Origin of the sequence: Rhodococcus sp. IEGM 1351 (genome assembly GCF_030056875.1) — a bacterium.
Taxonomy (GTDB): domain Bacteria; phylum Actinomycetota; class Actinomycetes; order Mycobacteriales; family Mycobacteriaceae; genus Rhodococcus_F; species Rhodococcus_F opacus.
In genome coordinates this window covers 55,012-76,171 of record NZ_JASHKU010000017.1, presented here as the reverse complement: position 1 = coordinate 76,171, position 21,160 = coordinate 55,012, and the positions used below count along the sequence as shown (strand labels likewise).

General features: G+C 69.2%; 16 protein-coding genes. 7 read left to right on the top strand and 9 right to left on the bottom strand.

Annotated elements, in window-relative coordinates:
• Positions 1-18: 18 nt before the first annotated feature.
• Positions 19-1,116, bottom strand: a complete 1,098-nt coding sequence (locus QM806_RS26895; RefSeq protein WP_005238498.1) for a CaiB/BaiF CoA transferase family protein — start codon at positions 1,114-1,116, stop codon at positions 19-21.
• Positions 1,117-1,260: 144 nt separating this feature from the next.
• Between QM806_RS26895 and QM806_RS26890 the strand changes: the two genes are divergently transcribed.
• Positions 1,261-1,638, top strand: a complete 378-nt coding sequence (locus QM806_RS26890) for a VOC family protein (RefSeq protein ID WP_005260002.1) — start codon at positions 1,261-1,263, stop codon at positions 1,636-1,638.
• Positions 1,639-1,644: 6 nt separating this feature from the next.
• On the opposite strand, the gene QM806_RS26885 is transcribed toward QM806_RS26890, so the two are convergent.
• From QM806_RS26885 to QM806_RS26870, 4 genes are all read right to left on the bottom strand, one after another.
• Positions 1,645-2,550 (bottom strand): SDR family NAD(P)-dependent oxidoreductase, encoded by a 906-nt coding sequence (locus QM806_RS26885; protein WP_005259999.1) that lies wholly within the window; start codon positions 2,548-2,550, stop codon positions 1,645-1,647.
• A 122-nt stretch (positions 2,551-2,672) separates the two neighbouring features.
• The gene (locus tag QM806_RS26880) at positions 2,673-4,142 is read right to left on the bottom strand and encodes a carboxylesterase/lipase family protein (RefSeq protein ID WP_169693148.1); all 1,470 of its coding nucleotides are present in this window, start codon (positions 4,140-4,142) and stop codon (positions 2,673-2,675) included.
• Positions 4,139-5,668: a carboxylesterase/lipase family protein gene (locus QM806_RS26875; protein WP_005574899.1), complete on the bottom strand. Its 1,530-nt coding sequence runs from the start codon at positions 5,666-5,668 to the stop codon at positions 4,139-4,141. The genes QM806_RS26880 and QM806_RS26875 overlap by 4 nt, the downstream gene beginning before the upstream one ends.
• A gap of 64 nt (positions 5,669-5,732) precedes the next feature.
• Complete coding sequence (locus QM806_RS26870; protein WP_005574897.1) at positions 5,733-7,166, bottom strand: dihydrolipoyl dehydrogenase family protein; 1,434 nt, start codon at positions 7,164-7,166, stop codon at positions 5,733-5,735.
• An 88-nt stretch (positions 7,167-7,254) separates the two neighbouring features.
• On the opposite strand from QM806_RS26870, the gene QM806_RS26865 reads away from it, so the two are divergent.
• Both QM806_RS26865 and QM806_RS26860 read left to right on the top strand, forming a co-directional pair.
• A complete protein-coding gene (locus QM806_RS26865; protein WP_005574895.1) occupies positions 7,255-8,007 on the top strand; it encodes an SDR family oxidoreductase in 753 nt (250 codons plus the stop codon).
• A gap of 9 nt (positions 8,008-8,016) precedes the next feature.
• Positions 8,017-9,381 carry an NAD(P)/FAD-dependent oxidoreductase gene (locus tag QM806_RS26860; protein WP_005574893.1) on the top strand — a complete coding sequence of 455 codons (1,365 nt, stop codon included), beginning with the start codon at positions 8,017-8,019 and terminating at the stop codon, positions 9,379-9,381.
• Positions 9,382-9,383: 2 nt separating this feature from the next.
• Here the strand turns inward: QM806_RS26860 and QM806_RS26855 are convergent, their stop codons facing one another.
• Positions 9,384-10,643 carry a non-ribosomal peptide synthetase family protein gene (locus tag QM806_RS26855; protein ID WP_081276690.1) on the bottom strand — a complete coding sequence of 420 codons (1,260 nt, stop codon included), beginning with the start codon at positions 10,641-10,643 and terminating at the stop codon, positions 9,384-9,386.
• 104 nt (positions 10,644-10,747) lie between these two features.
• Here QM806_RS26855 and QM806_RS26850 point away from each other — a divergent pair, with 104 nt between their 5' ends.
• Positions 10,748-11,527 (top strand): FAD:protein FMN transferase, encoded by a 780-nt coding sequence (locus QM806_RS26850; RefSeq protein ID WP_037204797.1) that lies wholly within the window; start codon positions 10,748-10,750, stop codon positions 11,525-11,527.
• 1 nt (position 11,528) lies between these two features.
• On the opposite strand, the gene pgi is transcribed toward QM806_RS26850, so the two are convergent.
• Positions 11,529-13,181, bottom strand: coding sequence for a glucose-6-phosphate isomerase (gene pgi, locus QM806_RS26845; RefSeq protein WP_065489949.1), 1,653 nt, complete (start codon positions 13,179-13,181; stop codon positions 11,529-11,531).
• Between the two features lie 69 nt (positions 13,182-13,250).
• Between pgi and QM806_RS26840 the strand changes: the two genes are divergently transcribed.
• A complete protein-coding gene (locus tag QM806_RS26840) occupies positions 13,251-14,705 on the top strand; it encodes an NAD-dependent succinate-semialdehyde dehydrogenase (RefSeq protein ID WP_169693149.1) in 1,455 nt (484 codons plus the stop codon).
• Positions 14,706-14,743: 38 nt separating this feature from the next.
• Here QM806_RS26840 and QM806_RS26835 read toward each other — a convergent pair whose 3' ends face one another.
• Entirely contained in the window at positions 14,744-15,040 is a 297-nt protein-coding gene (locus tag QM806_RS26835) for a chorismate mutase (RefSeq protein WP_005238528.1), read from the bottom strand.
• Positions 15,041-15,313: 273 nt separating this feature from the next.
• Between QM806_RS26835 and pcrA the strand changes: the two genes are divergently transcribed.
• The gene (pcrA, locus tag QM806_RS26830; protein ID WP_065489953.1) at positions 15,314-17,800 is read left to right on the top strand and encodes a DNA helicase PcrA; all 2,487 of its coding nucleotides are present in this window, start codon (positions 15,314-15,316) and stop codon (positions 17,798-17,800) included.
• Positions 17,801-17,875: 75 nt separating this feature from the next.
• Here pcrA and QM806_RS26825 read toward each other — a convergent pair whose 3' ends face one another.
• On the bottom strand, positions 17,876-18,937 hold the full coding sequence (locus tag QM806_RS26825; protein ID WP_043788909.1) for a M23 family metallopeptidase: 1,062 nt from the start codon (positions 18,935-18,937) through the stop codon (positions 17,876-17,878).
• A gap of 230 nt (positions 18,938-19,167) precedes the next feature.
• Here QM806_RS26825 and QM806_RS26820 point away from each other — a divergent pair, with 230 nt between their 5' ends.
• The gene (locus tag QM806_RS26820; RefSeq protein ID WP_169693150.1) at positions 19,168-21,120 is read left to right on the top strand and encodes a hypothetical protein; all 1,953 of its coding nucleotides are present in this window, start codon (positions 19,168-19,170) and stop codon (positions 21,118-21,120) included.
• The last annotated feature ends 40 nt before the right edge of the window (positions 21,121-21,160 follow it).

The following is a 21,160-nucleotide window of genomic DNA, read 5'->3' as shown; positions in this document are numbered from 1 at the left end:
TCGCCACTCACGTGGGGATCAGGTCCAGACGGTGTCGATGTCGACGCCTTCGCGGGCAGGCGGGGTGGGTGCGCCGGCAGGGGTGCGGGAGAACCGCGGCGCCGGGGCGTGCTGGGTGACGCCGTCGAGGTCGATCAACGACCCGCGGGCGGCGATGTGCTCGTTGGACGGCGCCTCCGCGAACGTCAGCACGGGCGACACGCAGGCGTCGGTGCCGAGGAAGATGGCAGCCCACTCGTCGCGGGTCTTCGACAGGAACTTCTCGGCGAAGACCTTCTTCATCTGCGGCCACGCCGAGATGTCCATCTGCTGCGGCAGTTCGGCGGGGTCGAGTTCGAGGCCCTGCAACAGCAGGGCGTAGAACTGCGGCTCGATCGAGCCGACGGCCATGTACTTGCCGTCGGACGTCTCGTAGGTGTCGTAGAACGGCGCGCCGGTGTCGAGCAGGTTGACGCCGCGCTCGTCGGACCAGACGCCGCGACCGCGGAACGCCCACATCATGTGCGACAGGGCGAGTGCGCCGTCGACCATCGCCGCATCCACGACCTGGCCCTTGCCGGACGACTGGCGTTCGACCAGCGCCGACAGGATCCCGAAGATCAGGAACATCGAACCGCCGCCGAAGTCGCCGACCATGTTCAGCGGCGGCACGGGACGTTCACCCTTGCGGCCGATGGCGTGCAGGACACCGGTCAGCGAGATGTAGTTGATGTCGTGCCCGGCGGCGCTGGCCAGCGGACCCTCCTGGCCCCAGCCCGTCATCCGTCCGTACACGAGCCGCTCGTTGCGCCCGAGGCAGACGTCGGGGCCCAGGCCCATGCGCTCGGTGACCCCGGGGCGGAAGCCCTCGATCACGACGTCCGCGCGCTCGATCAGGCCGAGGACCTTCTCGACCTGCTCAGGGTCCTTCAGGTTGGCCTCGACGACGCGACGACCACGCTGGATCTGGTCGTACGGGCCGTCCGGCGGAATCACTCCGGGACGCTGGACGCACACCACGTCGGCGCCGAGATCGGCCAGGAGGGCGGCGGCGTGCGGGCCCGGTCCGAGGCCTGCGAATTCGACGACGCGAATGCCCGCGAGGGGGCCCTTCTTCTCTGTAACTGGAGCAGACACGCGAGTTCCTCATTCCGGTGCGAGACAACCTGTCGAATCGACGTTAACTTGCGGGTGCCCGGCCGTGTGCCCCGGGTCACCGGAGCCGCCCCGGGTGACCCCGCGCTCTTGCCTGCCTGCGGGTCCGCGGGGCACAGTTGATTCATGAGTCTTCAGGGTGAGCTCGTGAGTTTCGTGGCCAGCACCGATCTGGACGTCTCGGAGATGTTCTACGTGGAGACCCTGGGGCTGACTCTCGTCTCACGGGACGAGTTCGCGTTGGCCCTCGATTGCAACGGCTCCCTGCTCCGGGTCACGCTGGTGCAGGCGAAGGCCGACACCGGGTACACCGTGCTGGGGTGGAAGGTCGCCGACCTGAACAAGGTCGTCGAATCACTGCGCAGCAAGGGCATCGAGTTCACCGAGTACCCGGGGATGGATCAGGACGAGCATGCGGCCTGGCGCGCCCCGGACGGCATCCGCGTCGCGTGGTTCCGGGATCCGCACGACAACGTGCTGTCGCTGTTCGAGGATCCGAACTGACCGGCGTCAGGGGCGGGCCGCACCGCGGCCGGCGAGTAGTGCCTCGGTAGCGTCCCACAACCGCGCGGCGAGTTCGGCGTCACGTGCGTCCTTGCTCGGGTGAACAACCTTGCAACCCTTGACGTATTCGCCGGTGAACTTGCCGCTCTCCGTCGCGGTGGCGGTCCAGACCACCGTTTCCGCAGCCTTCGCGACGTCGGCCGTGAACGGGGTCAGGAGCGTCCCCACCACCTGGTGGCCGAACAGCAGACCCCGCCCGAGGGAGGTGCCGCGGACGAAGCCGGGGTCGGCGCAATTGACGACCAGCCTCGCGGGATCGGACCGGCGCGCCAACTCCCGCGTGAACAGGGTCAGGGCGAGTGTCGAGTTGTTGTACGCACGCTGGCCGTGGAACGTGTCCTTCGTGCCGTCGAGGTCGTCGAAGTCGAGGTGCCCGCCCCGATGTCCCGACGAGTTGACGTCCACGATGCGTGCCGGATGCCGGTACCCGGCGGCGTCGGCAGTCGACGCCGCAGCCATCGCCGGAGCCAGCGACGTCGCCAGCACGAACGGCGCGAGGTAGTTCACGGCGAACATCTCTTCGATGCCGTCGACCGTCAGCTGACGACGCCCCACGGCGATGCCGGCGTTGTTCACCAGCACGTCGATCCGCGGGAACCGGTGCAGCAGTTCCTCGGACAGCTTGCGGGCCCGATCGAGCGAGGACAGGTCGGCGAGCGCCGAATTCAGCCGGTCGCGATCGGCGCTCTCGGACAGTTCGGCGATCACCGCGTCGATCCTGTCCTGGTCCCGGCCGACCAGGACGACGGTGGCCCCGCGGCGTGCGAGTTGGCGGCAGGTCTCCAGGCCGAGCCCCGAGGTGGCACCGGTGACCACCATGGTGCGGCCTGCGAGATCGTTCGACTCGGTCATTCTCGCCTCCCGAATGCAGGTCTCTACGAGAGTAGGGCAACCGGGAGGGACGCACCGTGGAACGAACCGACGGCGCGGCCACGGGTGAGGCCGTTACGTATGCGGCTCGCCGCGGGTTCGGCCTAGCGTCGGTGTTCGTACCCCAGCCAAGCGCGTCGACGCTCGCCGAGCGGATCGTTCTCCACCCGGCTCGTGTCGTCGATGATGAGCGTCTCCCGGCGCTCCGGCGAGTACCGGGGCCATCCGGGTGCCGGGGTCCCGTGCCGGGCGAAGTGCAGCCAGTGCGACTGGACGGTGTCGGTGACGGCCCGCAGCCCGCGGCGGCCCCCGAGCGCGGTGAGCAGCCGCGCCCACGGCCCGGTCAATCCGAACACCGCGTACATCTCCGTGGCGTGGGTGGCGCCCAGCCCGAGGACACAGAGTAGCCGGGGTGCGAAGTCGTACCGGTAGCTGTAGGTCGGTGCGATGGTCGTGTGGCCCTGTGCGCACAGGACGGACGGTTCCCAGAACGTCACGTCGCCGCCGAGGTCCGCTGCCGCACGCCGACCGGGATAACCGGGGTAGGCGGCGATGGCCCGTTCCTTCACCGACGCGTCCACGTGCGAGAACATCTTGTCGATCCGGGTGGGATCGGTGGGCAGGATGTTCAGGAACCGGGGAAATACCCTGCCCTCGTGGCGGTTCGTGCCGATGATCAGCGGCACCGGGTGCCCGGAACCGGAAGCGAAACAGTCGAGCGGATGCGTGGGAAGGAAGAAGCCGTCGACGACGGGCGCGAACGCGCGGGTTCCCGGTTCCTCGTCGGCGCCCCGGTGCGCCAGTGTCGTCCCCGCCTCGACGAAGTCGGCCGGGTCGGCGGTCTCGAGCCACGTCGCGGCGTCGGCGAGCGGGACCCCGGCGATCTCGAGGAATTCGCGCGACCACCGCGCGGCCCGCTCGGGGTGATACGCGGACGCCACCGGAGGGCTTTCCGCGATGGCCCGTGCGAACAGTCCTTTCGCGGCGGGGGTGGTCATCAGTGTGGTGACGGCGTTGGCGCCCGCGGATTCGCCGAAGACGGTCACGTTGTCGGGGTCGCCGCCGAACTCGGCGATGTTGCGTTGCACCCATTCGAGTGCGGCCACCTGGTCGCGGAGTCCGAGGTTGGAGTCGAAAGGCCGTTCGGGGGTGGAGAACTGGGTGAAATCGAGGTATCCGAGCGAGCCGAGGCGGTAGTTGATCGACACGTACACGATGTCGCCGCGGCGGACCAGCGACTCACCGCTGTAGAGCGACGAGGACGAGGACCCGCCGGAGTAGGCGCCGCCGTGGATGAAGACCATCACGGGTCGCGGCGATCCGGATGCGGACCCGGGTGCGAGCACGTTCAGGGTGAGACAGTCCTCGTCGGTCTCACCACCCTGCGGTGCCGGGGACCCGAAGTGGAAGGCCCGCCGGACCCCCGACCACGGCTCGACCGGTTGCGGGGCCCGTAACCGCAGAGGCCCGACCGGGGGAGCGGCGTAGGGGATACCCCGCCAGGCAGTCAGGTCGTCGTCGATCCGGCGCCCTCCGACGGCGCCGGCATCGGTGTGGACCTCGAGAGCGTTCACAGGCCCTGCCCGTAGTAGCCCCGGTACCCCTCCCAGGCCAGCCTGCGCTCCCGGCGCGGATCGTCCTGGACGGTGGTGACGGTGTCGAACACGAGTGTTGCCCTCCTGTCGGTGTCGTACTTCGGCCATGCCGCCAACGGTGTTCCCTGCGAGGCGAAGTGCAGCCAGTGCCGCTGCACGGTGTCCGTCACGTCCTTCAGTCCGCGACGACCGCCCGGTAGGGTGAGGCCGCGGCCGATCAGGGTGTCGGCGATGTCGAACACCGCGAACAGCTCGAATCCGTGTGTGGCGTCCAGTCCGAGCCATTTCATGGCGCGCGGAGCGAAGTCGAAACGGTAGCTGAAGGTGGGGGCGAACGCGGAGTGGGCCTCGGCCAGTTCGATCGACGGCCTCCAGAACGTCAGATCGCCGCCCAGGTCGACGGCCGCGTCCGGCGCCGGGTAGCCGGGATACGCGGCGGTGACGCGGGCCTCGGCGCCCGGGTCGGTGAGGGCGAACATCCGCCCGATCCGGTCGGGGTCGGTCGGCAGCGCGTCCAGGAGTTTCGGGAACAGGGTGCCCTCACGGGCGTTGGTGCCGATGATCAGCGGAACCCGGTGCGCCGAGCCGTCGGCGAACGCGTCGAGCGGCGGCTTCGGCAGGAAGTCGCCGTCGATCACGGGGCCGAACGGGTGCAGTCCCGGCGTCTCCGACAGCACCTTCGCGCCGAGACGATTTCCGGCCCGGCCCAGTGCGCCGACCGGTGACGAGGTGAGCGCCTCCGCGGCGGTGTCGGGTTCGGCCCCGAGCAGCGTCACGTAGTCGGATGCCCACCGGGCGGCGCGGTCGGCGGTGGTGACGAGGCCGGGGGCGGAACTCTCCGAGATCGCCCGTGCGAAAAGGCCTTTCGCGGCGGGTGTGGTCATCAGTGTGGTGACGGCGTTGGCGCCCGCGGATTCGCCGAAGACGGTGACATTGTCGGGGTCGCCGCCGAATTCGGCGATGTTGCGTTGCACCCATTCGAGTGCGGCCACCTGGTCGCGGAGTCCGAGATTGGAGTCGAAAGGTCTTTCTGGGGTGGAGAATTGGGTGAAGTCGAGGTATCCGAGCGAGCCGAGGCGGTAGTTGATCGACACATACACGATGTCGCCGCGGCGGACCAGCGACTGGCCGCCGTAGAGCGCGGTGGCCGACATGCCCAGCGTGTACGCGCCGCCGTGGATGAACACCATCACCGGACGCGTCCCGGACGTGCCGGGCGTGGCCAGCACGTTGAGCGTCAGGCAGTTCTCGCTACTCGGCTGATACTTGCCCGGCCGGAGTGCGGTGAATTTCTTGTGCTGCACGGCGGCGTCGCCGAATTCGGTGGCGTCGAGTTCACCGGACCACGGCGTGACGGGCTGGGGTGCGCGCAACCGCAGCGGCCCGACCGGGGGAGCCGCGTAGGGAATTCCCCGCCACGCGACCAGGTCGCCGACGCGCCGGCCACGGACCACCCCTGCGGTCGTCCTCACCAGCGTGTCGGTCGTGAGAGTGTCAGACGCCATGCCGGAAACTATACGGAGACCGCCTGAGGGGGCATTCACCTCCGCCGACGGTCTTCCGTTCGGCTCAGCGCCGCGCCTCCAGCAGCCGCAGCCACACCTCGCTCACGGTCGGGTACGACGGGACCGCATGCCACAGCGTGTCGAGCGGCACCTTCCCGACCAGCGCGATGGTGGCGGCATGGATGAGTTCGCCGACGTCCGTGCCCGCGAACGTCGCTCCGACCAGGGTGTCGGTAGCCCGGTCGACCACAAGCTTGGCGTGACCGCTGAAATCGTCGCGGGCCAGTGACGAGCCGGCGACGGCGATGTCGACCTCCACGGTCTCGACGTCCACCCCGGCGTCGCGCGCCTCCTGCTCGGTGATCCCGACGGCCGAGACCTCGGGATCGGCGAACACCACCTGGGGAACCTGGCCGTGGTCGGCGGTCGCCCGGAATCGGGACCCCTCCAGCGCCCTGCCCTCGGCGCGGGCGGCGATCACGTCGCCGCAGACGCGGCCCTGGTACTTGCCCATGTGGGTGAGCAACGCGCGGCCGTTGGCGTCGCCGACGGCGTACAACCATTCGTCCGCCGTCGTCAGATGGTCGTCGGTGGTGAGGTATCCGTGGGAGTTCAGCAGTCGGGCGTCGAGGCCGACCGCCGACGTCGCCGGAGTGCGCCCGGTCGCGACGACGACCTCGTCGACGACGAGCGGATCCTGTCCCGCCACGTCCAGAGTCACCGGACCGCCGTGGATTCGGCCGATCCCCGTGTCCCGGGCGTCGGGCCGCTCGACGCCGCGAAGGTCCGCGCCGAACAGGAGTTGCGCACCCTTCTTCTCCAGCGAGCGGGCCACCCGCTCGCCGGCGAACGGCTCGTTCTTCGGGAGCAGGGCCCGGCCGCGCACCACCATCGTCAGTTCCTCGACACCGAGGTCCAGCAGCCACGTCGCGCTCTCACATGCCACGACGCCGCCGCCGATCACGGCGACCCGGCGCGGAACTTCTCTCAGGTTGGTGGCGTCCCGCGAGATCCACGGCAACGCCGCCCGAAGGCCGGGGGTGTCGGGGACCGCGGCGGTCGTCCCGGTGGCGACCACGACGGCGTGCCGGGCGCGCAGCTCGCGGGAATCGCCGACCGTCACCGTGCGGTCCCCGGTGATGCGTGCCGATCCGCGGATGACGTCGATTCCCTGCGAGTCGGCCCACATCACCTGCGACGAGTCGTCGTGGTTGCTGGTGAACGAGTCGCGTCGCGCCAGCACGGCGTCCACGTCGAGCGGACCGGCGGACACCCCGGGCATGTTGCGCGCGGCCCCGAGGACGTCACCCGGACGCAGCAGCGCCTTGCTGGGCATGCACGCCCAGTAGGAGCATTCCCCGCCGACGAGTTCGTGTTCGATCAGCGCCGCGGTGCGGTCGCTGCCCGCGATGGCGTAACTCGCCGCGTTCTCACCCGCGGGACCGCCTCCGATCACGATGACATCGAACTCTTCCGCGCCGCTCCCAGAGTCAGTCATACCTGTAACGGTAAGCCGGTCGGTGCTGGATGTCAGAGGTTCCGGCGGGCCTCTCGCGTTGTTACCCGCGGGTAGATAGTGTGGCGGAATGAGACGGCAGAAGATTCTGATCACCGGGGCCAGCTCGGGACTCGGCGAGGAGATGGCTCGTCGGTTCGCCGCCCAGGGACGGGACCTCGCGCTGTGCGCGCGACGCGTCGACCGGCTCGAGTCCGTGCGCGACGAGTTGCAGGCGGCGCATCCCGGGATCACCGTCGCCGTCCGCGAACTCGACGTCACCGACCACGACGCGGTGGTCCGGGTCTTCGGCGAACTGCGCGACGAGCTGGGCGGACTCGACCGCGTCGTCGTCAACGCCGGACTCGGCAAAGGGGCCCGGATCGGAACGGGCCGTGCCGACGCCAATCTCGCCACCGCCCGCACCAACTTCGTCGGTGCCCTGTCTCAGTGCGAGGCGGCGCTCGGGATCTTCCGCGAACAGAACTCCGGACACCTGGTGCTCGTGTCCTCGATCAGTGCCGATCGGGGTCTGCCCGGCCCGAAGGCGGCGTACTCGGCGAGCAAGGCGGGAGTGTCGGCCCTCGGCGAGGCGCTGACCGCGGAACTGGCGAAGAGTCCGATCGTGGTGACCACGCTGCTCCCCGGGTACATCGCCACCGACATGTCGGGCAGGGCCGGGGACAGTGCCAAGATGACGGCCAGTCTCGACGACGGCGTCGATGCGATGGTCGCGGCCATCGAGAAGGAGACGAACCGCGCTGCGCTGCCGGGAATCAAATGGCGAGGAATCGACCTCGCGTTGAGGTTCCTTCCTCATGCGTGGACATCCCGGTTCGTGTAGGACTGACCTATGACGACCGCCCAGGAATCCTCGTCCCTCGGCCTGCAGCGTTCGAGGCCCCGTGTCGTCATCGTCGGGGGAGGGTTCGGCGGGATCCACGCCGCCCGGCGGCTCCGCGACGTCGACGTGGACGTCACCCTGCTGGACCGGGGAACCAGCCACCTCTTCCAGCCGCTGCTCTACCAATGCGCGACGGGGTTGCTCTCCGAAGGGGAGATCAGCAGCCCGCTGCGGCACCTGCTGCGCGGCAACCGCAACGTGCACGTCGCCCTCGGGGAGGCGCACGCGGTCGATGCCGTCAGCAGGGTCCTGACCGCCAGTCGCTTCGACGGATCCACGTTCGACCTTCCCTACGACTACCTGATCGTCGCGGCGGGAATGCGTCAGGCATACCACGGGCACGACGAGTACATCCAGTGGGCGCCGGGGATGAAGACCCTCGACGACGCGCTCGCCATTCGCCGAAAGCTGATCTCCGCCTTCGAGATGGCCGAATCGCTGCCCACCGCGGAGGAGCGCAGGCCGTGGCTGACCTTCGCCGTCGCAGGCGGCGGACCCACCGGAGTCGAACTGGCGGGCCAGATCCGGGAACTCGCCGTGCACGCTCTCGCCCACGAGTTCCAGTCGATCGACCCCTGCGAGGCCCGGGTGCTGCTGTTCCACGGCGGCGACCGTGTTCTGCAGTCGTTCAACCGGAAACTGTCCGCGGCGGCGCAGAGGACCCTCGACAAGGTCGGCGTCGAAACGCATCTCGGTGTCCACGTCACCGACGTCTGCGAGACCAGCATCGAGACGACGGCCAAGAACGCGGCCCGCACCAAGAAGCGCTACGGGGCTCGCACGATCCTCTGGACCGCGGGCGTCGAGGCCGTGCCGTTCGCGGGAGCTCTCGCGAATGCGCTGGGCGTGAAGCAGATTCAGGGCGGACGCATCGCCGTCGAACCCGATCTCACCGTGCCCGGACACCCGAACGTCTGGGTGATCGGCGACCTGATGTCGCTGAACGAGCTTCCCGGCGTTGCCGAGGTCGCGATGCAGGGTGGCAGGCACGTCGGTGGATGCATCGCCCGCACGGTCGCGGGGGGAACGCCCGACCGCAAACCCTTCAAATACCGCGACCTGGGGAGCGCGGCCTACATCGCCCGCAGGCACGCGCTGCTCCAGGCCGGCCCGATCCGGATGTCCGGGTTCATGGGCTGGGTGTCGTGGGGTGTCATCCACATCGCGTTCCTCGCCGGGTACCGGAACCGGTTCGGCACCCTGCTCAACTGGGGCGTCACGCTGGCGTCGCGGACGCGCCGGGAGCGGGCGATCACCTACGGCGATCCGCAGTCGGCGCGTCAGCCCTACGCCGAACCCGCGTCCGAGTCCTGACGTCACCAGCTCCGTGCGTCGAGATCGTGGCGGGCGAGGACGTTCGCCGCTCGCTCCCGGAGCGCGGCGTGGTCCGGACTGTCCAGCGACTCGAGCGCGAGGGTGTAGCTGCCGCCGAATCGGCTGAGATAGGCGGAGAGCCGGGTGCGGCTGGTCACGACACCCGGATGCACGGCTCGGGTGGCGATGCCGGTGGCGCGGTGACCGCCGATCGAGACGAGCGCCTCGGGTAGCGGTCCGATGTTGGAACACAGCACGTCCCGTTCGCCGGGGTTGCCCGTGAGGGCATGCGCCACCCGGTCGGGGACCAGTTGCAGCATCTCCTCCGGGAACCCGGCCGGACTCGTCATCGCGGGCGCGGAGAACGCCGCGCGGCTCGCAGCCCGCACGTCCGCGACGGTGTCCTGCGGGCCGACGTCCACCTCGACCATGGCGACGGAGTTCGCGGTGCCCGACGAGGTGGCCGCGCCCCGCAGGTCCATCGGCACACTGATCGTGAGCGGCCGGGATTCGCCGTCCCGCCGCGCCAACTCGGCCACCACGGCCAGGAACAGGCTGTTCGGGGTTCCGCCTGCCCGCTCCGCGGCGGCATCCCACCGTTCGGCGTCCACGTCCAGCACCGCCGACACAGGTGAGTGGCAAAGTGTGCCGGGCGACGCTTTGCCACTCACGTGCAAGAAGCGCCGGAGTTCCGCGCGCCGGGTCCCGCTCACCACGAGGCCGGCGACCGCACGCGCGGTTCCCTCCGTCACGCGGCGGGCGAGCCGGGTGGCGTCCCACATGTCGGCGACAGCGCCGTCCGCACCGCCCGGAGTCGACGGGGGCAGGCCCTGCAGCGCCGCGGCGATGGCTGTCGCCAGTCCGCGCGCATCCGCGAGCACGTGCGAACACACCAGCGACAGCACCGTGCCCCCGTCAGCGGGTCGTGCGCACGCCAGACGCCAGCCGGGACCCCGCTCGGGGTCGACCGACAAAGAGCCCTGCTCGTCCGCCCACGCAAGGACCGTCCCGGCCTCGATCTCCGCGTATTCGACGGGGAAGGCGCCGGTGCTCGGCTCGAACCGGGGCCGCGCGCCGGGAATTCGCGGACGCACCACGCGCCTGCCGAGCGGTCCGCGAGCGAACTCTGCGCTCAGGGAATCGAGGGTCGAGGCATTCACGTGCCCGTCGGTACGCCACAGTCCCTGCATCACGATCGGCGTTCCCCACCCCCGATGGGTGCGCAGGAACATCTCGTCGACGACGCTCAATCGGGCGCTCACCAGCGAAGTGTACGACCGGTCGTGGTGAACCGCGGACGCCGGCCTCTGGACAGCCGGCGCATACTGGAAGTGCAGCGCTGCACAGACCGCACACGGAGAACACCATGGTTAGCGTCGAGAAATGGAGGGTGTGGGGTTCGGTCGTGGAAGTCGACGTCACCGAAGGTGCCGCGCTTCCCGAGGCCGCAGCGCTGATCGCGGCCGTCATCGACGAGGCCGAATCGGTCTGCGACATCCACCGCGGCGACGCCGAGATCCACGCCGTCAACCTCTCGCAGGGCGCGCCGGTGAAGGTCAGCCGGCGGATGTCCGCACTGCTGCGTTCGGCGCTCTGGGCCGCGCGGATGACCGACGGGGTCGTGAACCCGCTCGCCACCGAATCGCCCGACGAGGACCTGATCCCCACCGTGCACCCGGAACCGAGCTTCCTCGACGTCCAGATCGACGACGACGTCGTGTTCGCGCCGTGGGGCGCCTCGTTCGACATCACCGACACCGCCAAGGCCGACACGGTGGACCGGGCGGCGGAACTGGTCGCCCGCCAACTCGAGTGCGGGGCCGCCGTGCGTATCGGCGACGTCATCGCGACGGCCGGGCACTGTCCCGCCGGCGGCTGGCAGATTCCGGTGCCCGGCGACGGCGAGGTCGAACTGGTGAACGGGACTGCGATGGCGACGGCGTTCGCGCCCCCGGCTGCCGAACCGCCCACCGCCACCGAGTGGGAGACGGTGACGGTGATCGCCGACGACGCACTCTGGGCGTACGCGGCCAGCATCGCCGCCCTCGCCCGCGGTATCGGTGCGATCCGCTGGATCGAACAGCACGAGCTGCGGGCCCGGCTGGTGGACCGGTCGGGCCGGGTCTACACCACGGAGAGCTGGTGAATCACGCCCGTCCGCGCTGACGGCGGTACCAGCGCACCAGGCTGTCCGTCGACGAATCGCTTTGCGCGGCCGGTTCATCCGCGGCGGTGAGCACCGGCTGCAGCTCCACAGCCTGCGTCTTGCCGAGCTCGACACCCCACTGGTCGAACGAGTCGATGCCCCACACGACGCCCTCGACGAACACCTGGTGCTCGTACAGTGCGATCAGCTGCCCGATCACCGACGGGGTGAGCTTGGGCGCGAGAATCGTGGTGGACGGCCGGTTGCCGGGCATGACCTTGTGCGGCACCAGATTCTCCGGCGTCCCCTCGGCCGCGATCTCCTCGGCCGTCTTGCCGAACGCCAGGACCTTCGTCTGGGCGAAGAAGTTGCTCATCAGCAGGTCGTGCATGCTGCCGGTGCCGTCCGCGGTGGGCAGGTCGTCCGTCGGTTCGCCGAAACCGATGAAATCGGAGGGGACGAGCCGGGTGCCCTGGTGCAGGAGCTGGTAGAAGGCATGCTGCCCGTTGGTGCCGGGTTCGCCCCAGAAGATCTCGCCGGTGGACGTGGGGACGGGGGAGCCGTCGGCGCGCACCGACTTGCCGTTCGATTCCATCGTCAACTGCTGAAGATAGGCCGGGAACCGCACGAGGTCGTTGGAATACGGCAGCACGGCACGGGATTCGGCGCCGAAGAAGTTCGAGTACCAGAGTCCGATCAGGCCGAGCAGGACCGGCGCGTTCTCCTCGAGCGGCGCCGTGCGGAAGTGTTCGTCCACGGCGTGGAAGCCGGCGAGGAACTCCGCGAACCGCTCCTTGCCGATCGCCGCCATCACCGACAGCCCGATGGCGGAATCGACCGAGTACCGGCCACCCACCCAATCCCAGAATCCGAACATGTTGGCCGTGTCGATACCGAACTCCGCCACCCGATCCGCGTGCGTCGAGACGGCGACGAAATGCTTTGCGACCGCTTCGTTTCCGAGGCCGAGACCGCCGAGCAGCCAGCGTCGCGCGGCGGTGGCGTTGGTGAGCGTCTCGAGCGTCGAGAACGTCTTGGACGCCACGATGAACAGCGTGGTGGCCGGGTCGAGGCCCTGCAGGCTGCGCACCAGGTCGGCGGGGTCGACGTTGGAGATGAACCGGACGCTGATGCCGGCGTCGGCGTAGTGCCGCAGCGCGCGGTACACCATCACCGGACCCAGATCCGATCCGCCGATGCCGATGTTGACGACGGTCTTGATTCTCTCGCCCGTCGCGCCGCGCCATTCACCGGAGCGCACCCGATCCGTGAAGTCGCCCATGCGGTCGAGGACGTCGTGGACGTCGGCCACGACGTCCTGCCCGTCGACGACGAGAGACGCGTCGGCGGGCAGCCTTAGCGCGGTGTGGAGGACGGCGCGGTCCTCGGAAGTGTTGATGTGCTCGCCCGCGAACATCGCGTCCCGGCGTGCCTCCAGGTCGGCGCTGCGCGCCAGTTCGAGGAGCAACCCGATGGTGTCGCGGTCGATGCGGTGCTTGCTGTAGTCGATGTACAGGTCGCCCGCCGAGACGGTGAGTTCCTGCCCGCGTGCCGGGTCCTTCTCGAAGAGTTCTCGAAGATGGACGGACTGAATTTGAGCGTGATGATCACGCAATTTCTGCCAGGCAGCGGTTCCGGTGATGTCTGAGCTCACGAGATTTGAGCTTAATGCCCGCGCGTCGAAACTTCCGTGCGAACTTCGGTGCGGCGCATGATGGACGTCATGGATGCTGTCGAACTCATGCGAACCGTTCCCACAACCCTCTTCCTCGGCGGCGAGAAGCGTGACGCCGAGAACGGCGCCACGTTCACCGTTTTCGACCCGGCCACCGGTGACGCCCTGACCGAGGTTGCGGACGCCAGCCCTGCCGACGCGATGAAAGCGCTCGACGCCGCGGTGGCGGTGCAGCGGGAGTGGGCGGCGACCCCGGCACGTGAGCGGGGGGAACTGCTCCGCGCGGTGTTCGAGAAGATCACGGCCCGGGCCGACGACTTCGTGCTGCTGATGACGCTGGAGATGGGCAAGGCGCTGCCGGAGAGCGCGGCGGAGGTCAAGTACGGCGCCGAGTTCTTCCGGTGGTTCAGCGAGGAGGCCGTGCGTATCGCCGGCCGATACACACCGGCGCCCGCGGGGAACGGACGCATCCTGGTGACCAAGCAGCCCGTCGGACCGTGTCTGGCGATCACACCGTGGAACTTCCCGCTCGCGATGGGCACGCGCAAGATCGGACCCGCACTGGCCGCCGGCTGCACGATGATCGTCAAACCCGCCTCCGAGACGCCGTTGACGATGCTCCTGCTCGCCGAGGTGATGGCCGACGCGGGGCTCCCGAAGGGCGTGCTGTCTGTGCTGCCGACGTCGAAGTCGGGGGAGGTGACCGGTCCGCTGCTCGACGACCCCCGGCTGCGGAAGCTCACGTTTACGGGCTCGACCGGGGTGGGGCGGATGCTCGTCGAGAAATCGGCGAAGGGACTGCTGCGCACGTCCATGGAACTCGGCGGGAACGCGCCCTTCGTCGTCTTCGACGACGCCGACGTGGACAAGGCGGTGGCCGGCGCCGTCCTCGCCAAGATGCGCAACGGCGGCGAGGCCTGCACCGCGGCCAATCGCTTCCACGTCGCGAACAGTGTGCGGGAGGAGTTCACCGCGAAGCTCGTCGACAAGCTGTCCTCGTACACACTCGGACCCGGCACGGATCCCGACACGACGCTCGGCCCGCTGATCAACGCGGACCAACTCGAGAAGGTCGGGGAACTGGTGCAGGACGCCGTCGGTGCCGGCGCCCGGGTGCGGCTCGGCGGGGTCGCCCCGGAAGGTCCCGGTTACTTCTACCCGGCGACCGTGCTGGACGAGATCCCCGCGCAGGCGCGGATCCTGAAGGAAGAGGTGTTCGGACCGGTGGTCGCGATCGCCGGGTTCGACACCGAGGAGGAGGGGATCGCCGCGGCCAACGACACGGAGTTCGGCCTGGCGTCGTACATCTTCACCCGCGATCTGGACCGTGCACTCCGGGTGGCCGACGCTCTCGAATCGGGCATGGTCGGCATCAACCGCGGGGTCATCTCGGACACCGCTGCCCCCTTCGGCGGCGTCAAAGCGTCAGGCTTCGGGCGCGAAGGGGGCAGTGAAGGCATCGAGGAGTACCTGGAGACCAAGTACGTGGCGCTCGAGCCGTAACGACCGCCGTCGGGGGGCGGGCAGGCCGTTTCGGGAAATCAGTGACCGAGGCGGCCGCGCCCGAGGCGCAGCAGCAGCATGGCGAGTGTGTGGCCTTCCTGGCCGAGCTCGTTGAACCGCTCGAGCACCTTCATCTCACGGCTGTGGACGAGGCGGGGACCGCCGGACGCCATCCGCGTGCGCCCGATGAGCTGCGAGACCTCTGCACGGCGCTTGATAGCGGCGAGAATCTCGGCGTCGAGCTTGTCGATCTCCTGGCGGAGAACCTCGATCTCGGCCTCGCTGGTGGGCACAGCGGTTTCCTTGGCGGCTGATGCGACGGTCTGAGTGCTCATTGGTTCGTCTCCCTCTTGTCAGAACTTGGATCGTTGTTTCGGCTCGAGTCGTTACCGATCCAGGCTCGTTTGACGAAAAAAGCCCCGGATCCGGTGCGGACCTCGGGGCTCGTGAGCTGTTCAGTTCACGGGCACCGGAGGCCGGTACCCGTAAAAAAATCGCCACAGGGGGCGCGACGGCGGACTGAACATGTGTACCAGTTTGCCATGGCGGTACCGCGCAGGCCAAGCGGCTGTGACGCTGTCGGTACACGCCGGTAAGTTTGATAGTTGATGAACACTATCTCCGGCACCGCTTCTCCTCTGAGCACCACGTCGCCTTCACACGCCGCCGCACCGGCGCGCGCAGGGTCGGACGTGCTCCTCCAGGGCCTCAACCCACCGCAACGGGAAGCGGTCGTGCACGCCGGGTCTCCGCTGTTGATCGTCGCGGGTGCGGGCTCGGGCAAAACGGCTGTGCTCACCCGCCGTATCGCATATCTGCTGGCCGAGCGGGGGGTGATGCCCGGTCAGATCCTGGCCATCACGTTCACCAACAAGGCTGCCGCGGAGATGCGGGAACGCGTCGCCCACCTCGTAGGCCCCAGGGCCAACAGCATGTGGGTGTCCACGTTCCACTCCAGCTGCGTGCGGATCCTGCGAGCCCAGGCGGCGCTGCTCCCCGGCCTCAACTCGAACTTCTCCATCTACGACGCGGACGATTCGCGGCGGCTCCTGACGATGATCGCCAAGGATCTGAACATCGACACCAAGCGCTATTCGGCGCGGCTGCTCGCCACCCACATCTCGAATCTCAAGAACGAGCTCGTCGACCCGGAGCAGGCGAGCGCCGACGCCGACAAGGATCCGGCGGAACTGCCGCGGCTGATCGCCAAGGTGTACGGGCACTACCAGCAGCGGTTGCGTTCGGCGAACGCGCTGGACTTCGACGACCTGATCGGCGAGACGGTCGCGATGCTGCAGGCGTTCCCCCAGGTGGCCGAGTACTACCGGCGGCGGTTCCGCCACGTGCTGGTCGACGAGTACCAGGACACGAACCACGCCCAGTACATGCTGGTGCGTGAACTGGTCGGCGGCACCGCCGACGGCGAGGACGCGGACCACCGGGTCGCCCCGGCCGAGCTGTGCGTGGTGGGTGACGCGGATCAGTCGATCTACGCGTTCCGCGGCGCCACGATCCGCAATATCGAGGAGTTCGAGCGCGACTACCCGGACGCCCGCACCATCCTGCTGGAGCAGAACTACCGCTCCACTCAGAACATTCTGTCGGCGGCCAACTCGGTGATCTCGAAGAACACCGGCCGGCGTGAGAAGCGGCTGTGGACCGATTCGGGCGAGGGTGAGCTCATCACCGGCTACGTCGCGGACAACGAGCACGACGAGGCGTCGTTCGTGGCGTCCGAGATCGACAAGCTCGTCGATTCCGGCGACGCCAAGTTCGGTGACGTCGCCGTGTTCTACCGCACCAACAACTCGTCGCGTGCCCTCGAAGAGATCTTCATCCGGCTCGGCGTTCCGTACAAGGTCGTCGGCGGAGTGCGGTTCTACGAGCGCAAGGAGGTGCGCGACATCGTCGCGTATCTCCGTGTCCTCGCGAACGAGGACGACACCGTCAGCCTGCGCCGGATCCTCAACACGCCCCGCCGCGGCATCGGCGACCGCGCCGAGGCCTGTGTGGCCGTCCACTCCGAGCAACGGGGCATCAGCTTCGCGGAGGCGCTGCGGGACGGCGGTGAGGGTCGCGTACCGCTGCTGAACACCCGTTCCCAGAAGGCCATCGCGTCGTTCCTCGAGCTCATGGACGGACTGCGGGTGATGCTCCCGCCGGAGACCACTGTGGATGACGTCGTCCCCGACCAGCTCGGCGACATCGGCGACGTCGTCGAGGCGGTCCTGGAGCGGACGGGCTACCGCGCCGAGCTCGCGGCGAGCAGTGACCCTCAGGACGGGGCGCGTCTCGACAACCTCAACGAACTCGTGAGCGTGGCGCGTGAGTTCAGCTCCGACGCGCGGAACGCGGCGGGCCTCGTGGAACCGCCGGAGGACGGCGACGTCGACGCCCGGGACGGTGAACCCGATCCCGGTTCCCTCGCCGCGTTCCTCGAACGGGTGTCCCTGGTCGCGGACTCCGATCAGCTGCCCGACAACGACGAGGGCGTCGTCACGCTGATGACCCTGCACACCGCGAAGGGGCTCGAGTTCCCCGTCGTCTTCGTCACCGGGTGGGAAGACGGTCAGTTCCCGCACATGCGGGCGCTCGGCGACCCCACGGAACTGTCGGAGGAGCGCCGGCTCGCGTACGTCGGCATCACCCGTGCCCGGCAGCGGCTGTATCTGACACGGGCCGTCATGCGGTCGGCGTGGGGCCAGCCCATCCAGAACCCGGAGTCGCGGTTCCTGCAGGAGATCCCGTCGGATCTCGTGCACTGGCGCCGTGAGGACCCGGGCACCGGTATCGGTTCCGGTGGTGCGATCGGCGGTGGCCGTGCGCGTGGATCGGGATACGGCGGTCAGGGCTTCGGCGGCGGTTCCGGTTACGGCGGCGGGTCGGCAGGCACGCCGAGCTTCGGCGCCGCCCGTTCCCGCAACAACAACCTGGTGCTCACGGTCGGCGACCGTGTCAGTCACGACAAGTACGGCCTCGGCACGGTCCTCGAGACCAAGGGCGCCGGCCCGACCGCGACGGTCACCATCGATTTCGGCAGCGCGGGCAAGGTCCGGCTGATGCTGATCGGTGGCGTTCCGATGGTCAAGCTGTAGCGACGACGAAACGACTGCGGCGCATGCAATGCATGCGCCACAGTCGTGTGTTCGGGTGGAGCCGAAGGGTTTCGGTCAGTCCATCTCGGTGCCGAGACTGATGCCGCGGGAGGCCAGCCAGGGGAGGGGATCGATCTTGTTCTCGCCGGCGAGGTGGACCTCGAAGTGCAGGTGCGGGCCGGTGGAGAAGCCGCGGTTGCCGACGGTGGCGATCTGGTCGCCCGCCATGACCTTCTGGCCGACGGTGACGGTGGAGGTGTTGATGTGGCCGTAGACGGTGATGGTGCCGTCGGCGTGCTTGAGGCGGACCCACATGCCGAACCCGGAAGCAGGACCCGAGTCGATGACCTCGCCGTCGGCGACGGCCACGATGGGGGTGCCGATGGGGGCGGCGATGTCGACGCCCGCGTGCAGCGTGCCCCAGCGGCTTCCGAAGTTGGAGGTGAAGGTTCCCACGGCGGGGAGGACGAACAGGGGGCGGCGGGCAGCGGCTTCGCGGGCGGCGCGCTCTTCGCTGAAACGCTGTCCCTTGGCGAGAAGGTTGCTGAACTGTGACAGGTCGGTCGGGTTCGCGATGTTGAGGACCTGCGGGGCGTTCGACTCGGACGCGGCGGTGTCGGCGACCGTGGAGAACTGCGCGGCCTGCGGCTCGGCGGTGGTTCCGATGGTGCTCGACTCGTCACTGGCGAGGGCGACCTCGGAGTGGTCGGAGGAGCTGGACGATCCGCTGGTGACGGCGGCCTGGCCTGCGGCGACTACGGCGCCCGCTGCGACTGCGAGGACTGCGGCGCGACCTTTGAGAGCTGAGGGGGGAGTCGGGATGCGGTGGGCTCCGCGGCGGGAGTGGGAGGGTGCGCCCTCGAAGGACTCGGAACCGCTGCGGGGGGTGAAGCCGGGAATCTCGGACTCGGTGTCGACGGTCTCGAAGCCGTTGCCGGCGTCGACGCTGTCGGGGGTGGAGCGTGTGGACTGCGAATTGCGGAAGAGCATGCGTGAAATCTCAGAACTATCGGTCTCGGGATAACGCTCGACCGACCTCGAGGGGTACGTGGGCGCGACTTCGTCGTTGTGACCCCGCAACTCGTCATCGTGGTGACTCACAAAACGGCTGGCCGTGAACTGGCTGCGATGGTGCATACGCCCGTCCCCCTCCTGCTCGTGACCTGCCTGTGACTTGGACCCTGGCGACGGTAACGAAACGGTTGCGATGCGCGCAACCTGTAACGCGGAGGAACGGCTACATGTGACGGGCATCACAAACTGAGCTGGGGAAACGTCGAACCCACTTTTCGTCTCGGTTCAATCTCGCCCCTGAATGCGCGTGTCACAACGCGGGGGAGGCAGTGGGTTAGCGCTAGCGTCGGCCTGTGGCGTCATCAACTCGATCTCCGGACGGGCGTAGGGCCGAGCCCGAACGTATTCCCTCGTCCGGCGGCACCGGTCGGACGGCCGTCGAGGAGCCCGATCCCGCCCGTGCGCGCCGGGGGTGCGTGCTCGCGGTCGTCCTGGGTCTCGTCGGGGGTGTGGGAGTGGCCTCGGCGCCCGTGCTGCACGCCGTCCGTTCGGCCGACGGGGTGGCCGCGCCGTCGGCGATCGGCGCAGCCGCGCTGTGGGCTGCGGTCTTCGCCGTCGCGGCACCCGTTCTCGCCGTCCTCGCGCTTGTCGCCCGGCGCACTGCGGTGGCGGGTGCGCTGCTGGCCGGTGCCGGTGCGGTGTCCCTCGGCGCTGCCGTGCTCGACACACAGCTGTGGACGGACGCCATCGACGCTAATCGACTCGAACTGTTCCGGCCCGAGACGGCGGCCGAGCTCGCCGCCGGGCCCGGCGCGTACGCCGCCCTCGCCGGACACCTGCTGATCGCCTTCGCCGGCCTCCTCGGCATGGTCGCGGTCCACCGGGAATCGCTGATGGACGGTTACGGCGACGCCCGCAGCTCCGAACAGGTCGGACGGGCGACGGGCGCCCGTGTCGGATTCCTGCCGTCCGCGGTCGCGGTGGTCGCCGCCGTCGTGCTCGTCGGCGCGCTGTTCGCGCCCGCCTTCGTATCCGAGGATCCGGTCATCCTCGTCCCGACGGTCGTGGAGTCGGATCTGGCTGCGTCCGCGGGCGCCGGGGTCCTGGCGGCGGCCGTTCTGATCGTGGTCGCCTCCGCACTGGCGTCCATCTCGCCGCCCGTGGCGTCCGGTGCGCTCGTCGGGGCAGGTCTGGCCGCGCTCGGCGTGGTCGGGACGCGCCTGGTGGCCGGACTCGCCGCGGGCGAACGGATCCAGCCCGGGCCCGGCGCGGTGTGGGGGACCGTCGGCGCCGGTGTCCTCGTACTCGTCGGTGTCTGCATCCCGATGGTCGACCGGGCTCGCGACACCAGGATCCTGAAGACGCTCGCCACACCCTCGTCGTCCGCGCCTGCTCAGGGCGGCCAGGCGAAGAAGGGGGCCGTCACCCCGTCCGCGAAGGGCGTCGCCAAGGCGGCGCTGCGAGCCGAGGCCGCCGCGGCCCGCGCTCGGATCGCCCGCTGGCACGTCGCCGCCGGGACCACCGGAATCGTCACCGCCGTGCTGGCCGCCGCCGGTGCCCTGCTCCCCGTCCTCGACATCCCGGCCGACGCCGTGCGCCCCGACATCTACGCCACCCGGGTCGTGCTCGTGGCCGCCCTCGTGCTCGTCGTCGGCTGCGTCTGGCTGCTGCTGTCGGAGTTCGCCTCCACCGTCCGGCCCGCGGTCGGAGTGCTGTGGGTGACGATCCCGTTCTCCGTCGCCTCGGTGTCGCAGTCCGTCGTGCTCGCCACCGACGTCCCCGGAATCGGCGCCGGAATCGGTGCCGCGCTGCTGTGGTGTGCGGCCGTCACCGCCGGCGTTACCGGCGTGCTGACGTGGTTCGCCGGTTCGGCGGAACGCGAGGAGATCGACACGTCCGAGGAGCCGTCCACCTCGATCGCGGTCCTCGCGGTCGGGGGTCTCGGGGCGGTCGCCGCGTTCGTCGGACTGGGACTGCCGCTCTTCCACGGGACCGATGCACGCGGCGACGACTACGCGCCCGCGTCGTTCGCGGAGTTCCCGTGGAACCTCGACGTGTGGGGGCGCGTCCTACTGGGCGTCGCGGTGGTCCTCGCAGTGATCGTCGCCTCACGTGCCCGCCCGGCCCGGGCGGTGGCACTCCTGCTCGGTTCGGCCGTTGTGGTGGGGGTATACCTCCTGTCGTGGCCGCTCACCGCGGCCCGGGTGACCGATCCCTCAATGGGGGCCGGTGTCGTCCCGACAACCGTGGGCATAGTGTTGATTGCGGCTGCCGCGGCCCTCACGACACGCAGCAGAAATCGGTGAGGTCCGCCCCGTCGACCGCGGTGAGGCTCGCCTCAGTACT

What these genes read in the sequence shown, in the direction of transcription:
- QM806_RS26890 (WP_005260002.1), top strand. Translation starts at nt 1,261, where the DNA reads ATGAGTCTTCAGGGTGAGCTCGTGAGTTTCGTGGCCAGCACCGATCTG.
- QM806_RS26885 (WP_005259999.1), bottom strand. Translation starts at nt 2,550, where the DNA reads ATGACCGAGTCGAACGATCTCGCAGGCCGCACCATGGTGGTCACCGGT.
- QM806_RS26875 (WP_005574899.1), bottom strand. Translation starts at nt 5,668, where the DNA reads ATGGCGTCTGACACTCTCACGACCGACACGCTGGTGAGGACGACCGCA.
- QM806_RS26870 (WP_005574897.1), bottom strand. Translation starts at nt 7,166, where the DNA reads ATGACTGACTCTGGGAGCGGCGCGGAAGAGTTCGATGTCATCGTGATC.
- QM806_RS26865 (WP_005574895.1), top strand. Translation starts at nt 7,255, where the DNA reads ATGAGACGGCAGAAGATTCTGATCACCGGGGCCAGCTCGGGACTCGGC.
- QM806_RS26860 (WP_005574893.1), top strand. Translation starts at nt 8,017, where the DNA reads ATGACGACCGCCCAGGAATCCTCGTCCCTCGGCCTGCAGCGTTCGAGG.
- QM806_RS26850 (WP_037204797.1), top strand. Translation starts at nt 10,748, where the DNA reads ATGGTTAGCGTCGAGAAATGGAGGGTGTGGGGTTCGGTCGTGGAAGTC.
- QM806_RS26840 (WP_169693149.1), top strand. Translation starts at nt 13,251, where the DNA reads ATGGATGCTGTCGAACTCATGCGAACCGTTCCCACAACCCTCTTCCTC.
- QM806_RS26835 (WP_005238528.1), bottom strand. Translation starts at nt 15,040, where the DNA reads ATGAGCACTCAGACCGTCGCATCAGCCGCCAAGGAAACCGCTGTGCCC.
- pcrA (WP_065489953.1), top strand. Translation starts at nt 15,314, where the DNA reads ATGAACACTATCTCCGGCACCGCTTCTCCTCTGAGCACCACGTCGCCT.
- QM806_RS26825 (WP_043788909.1), bottom strand. Translation starts at nt 18,937, where the DNA reads ATGCACCATCGCAGCCAGTTCACGGCCAGCCGTTTTGTGAGTCACCAC.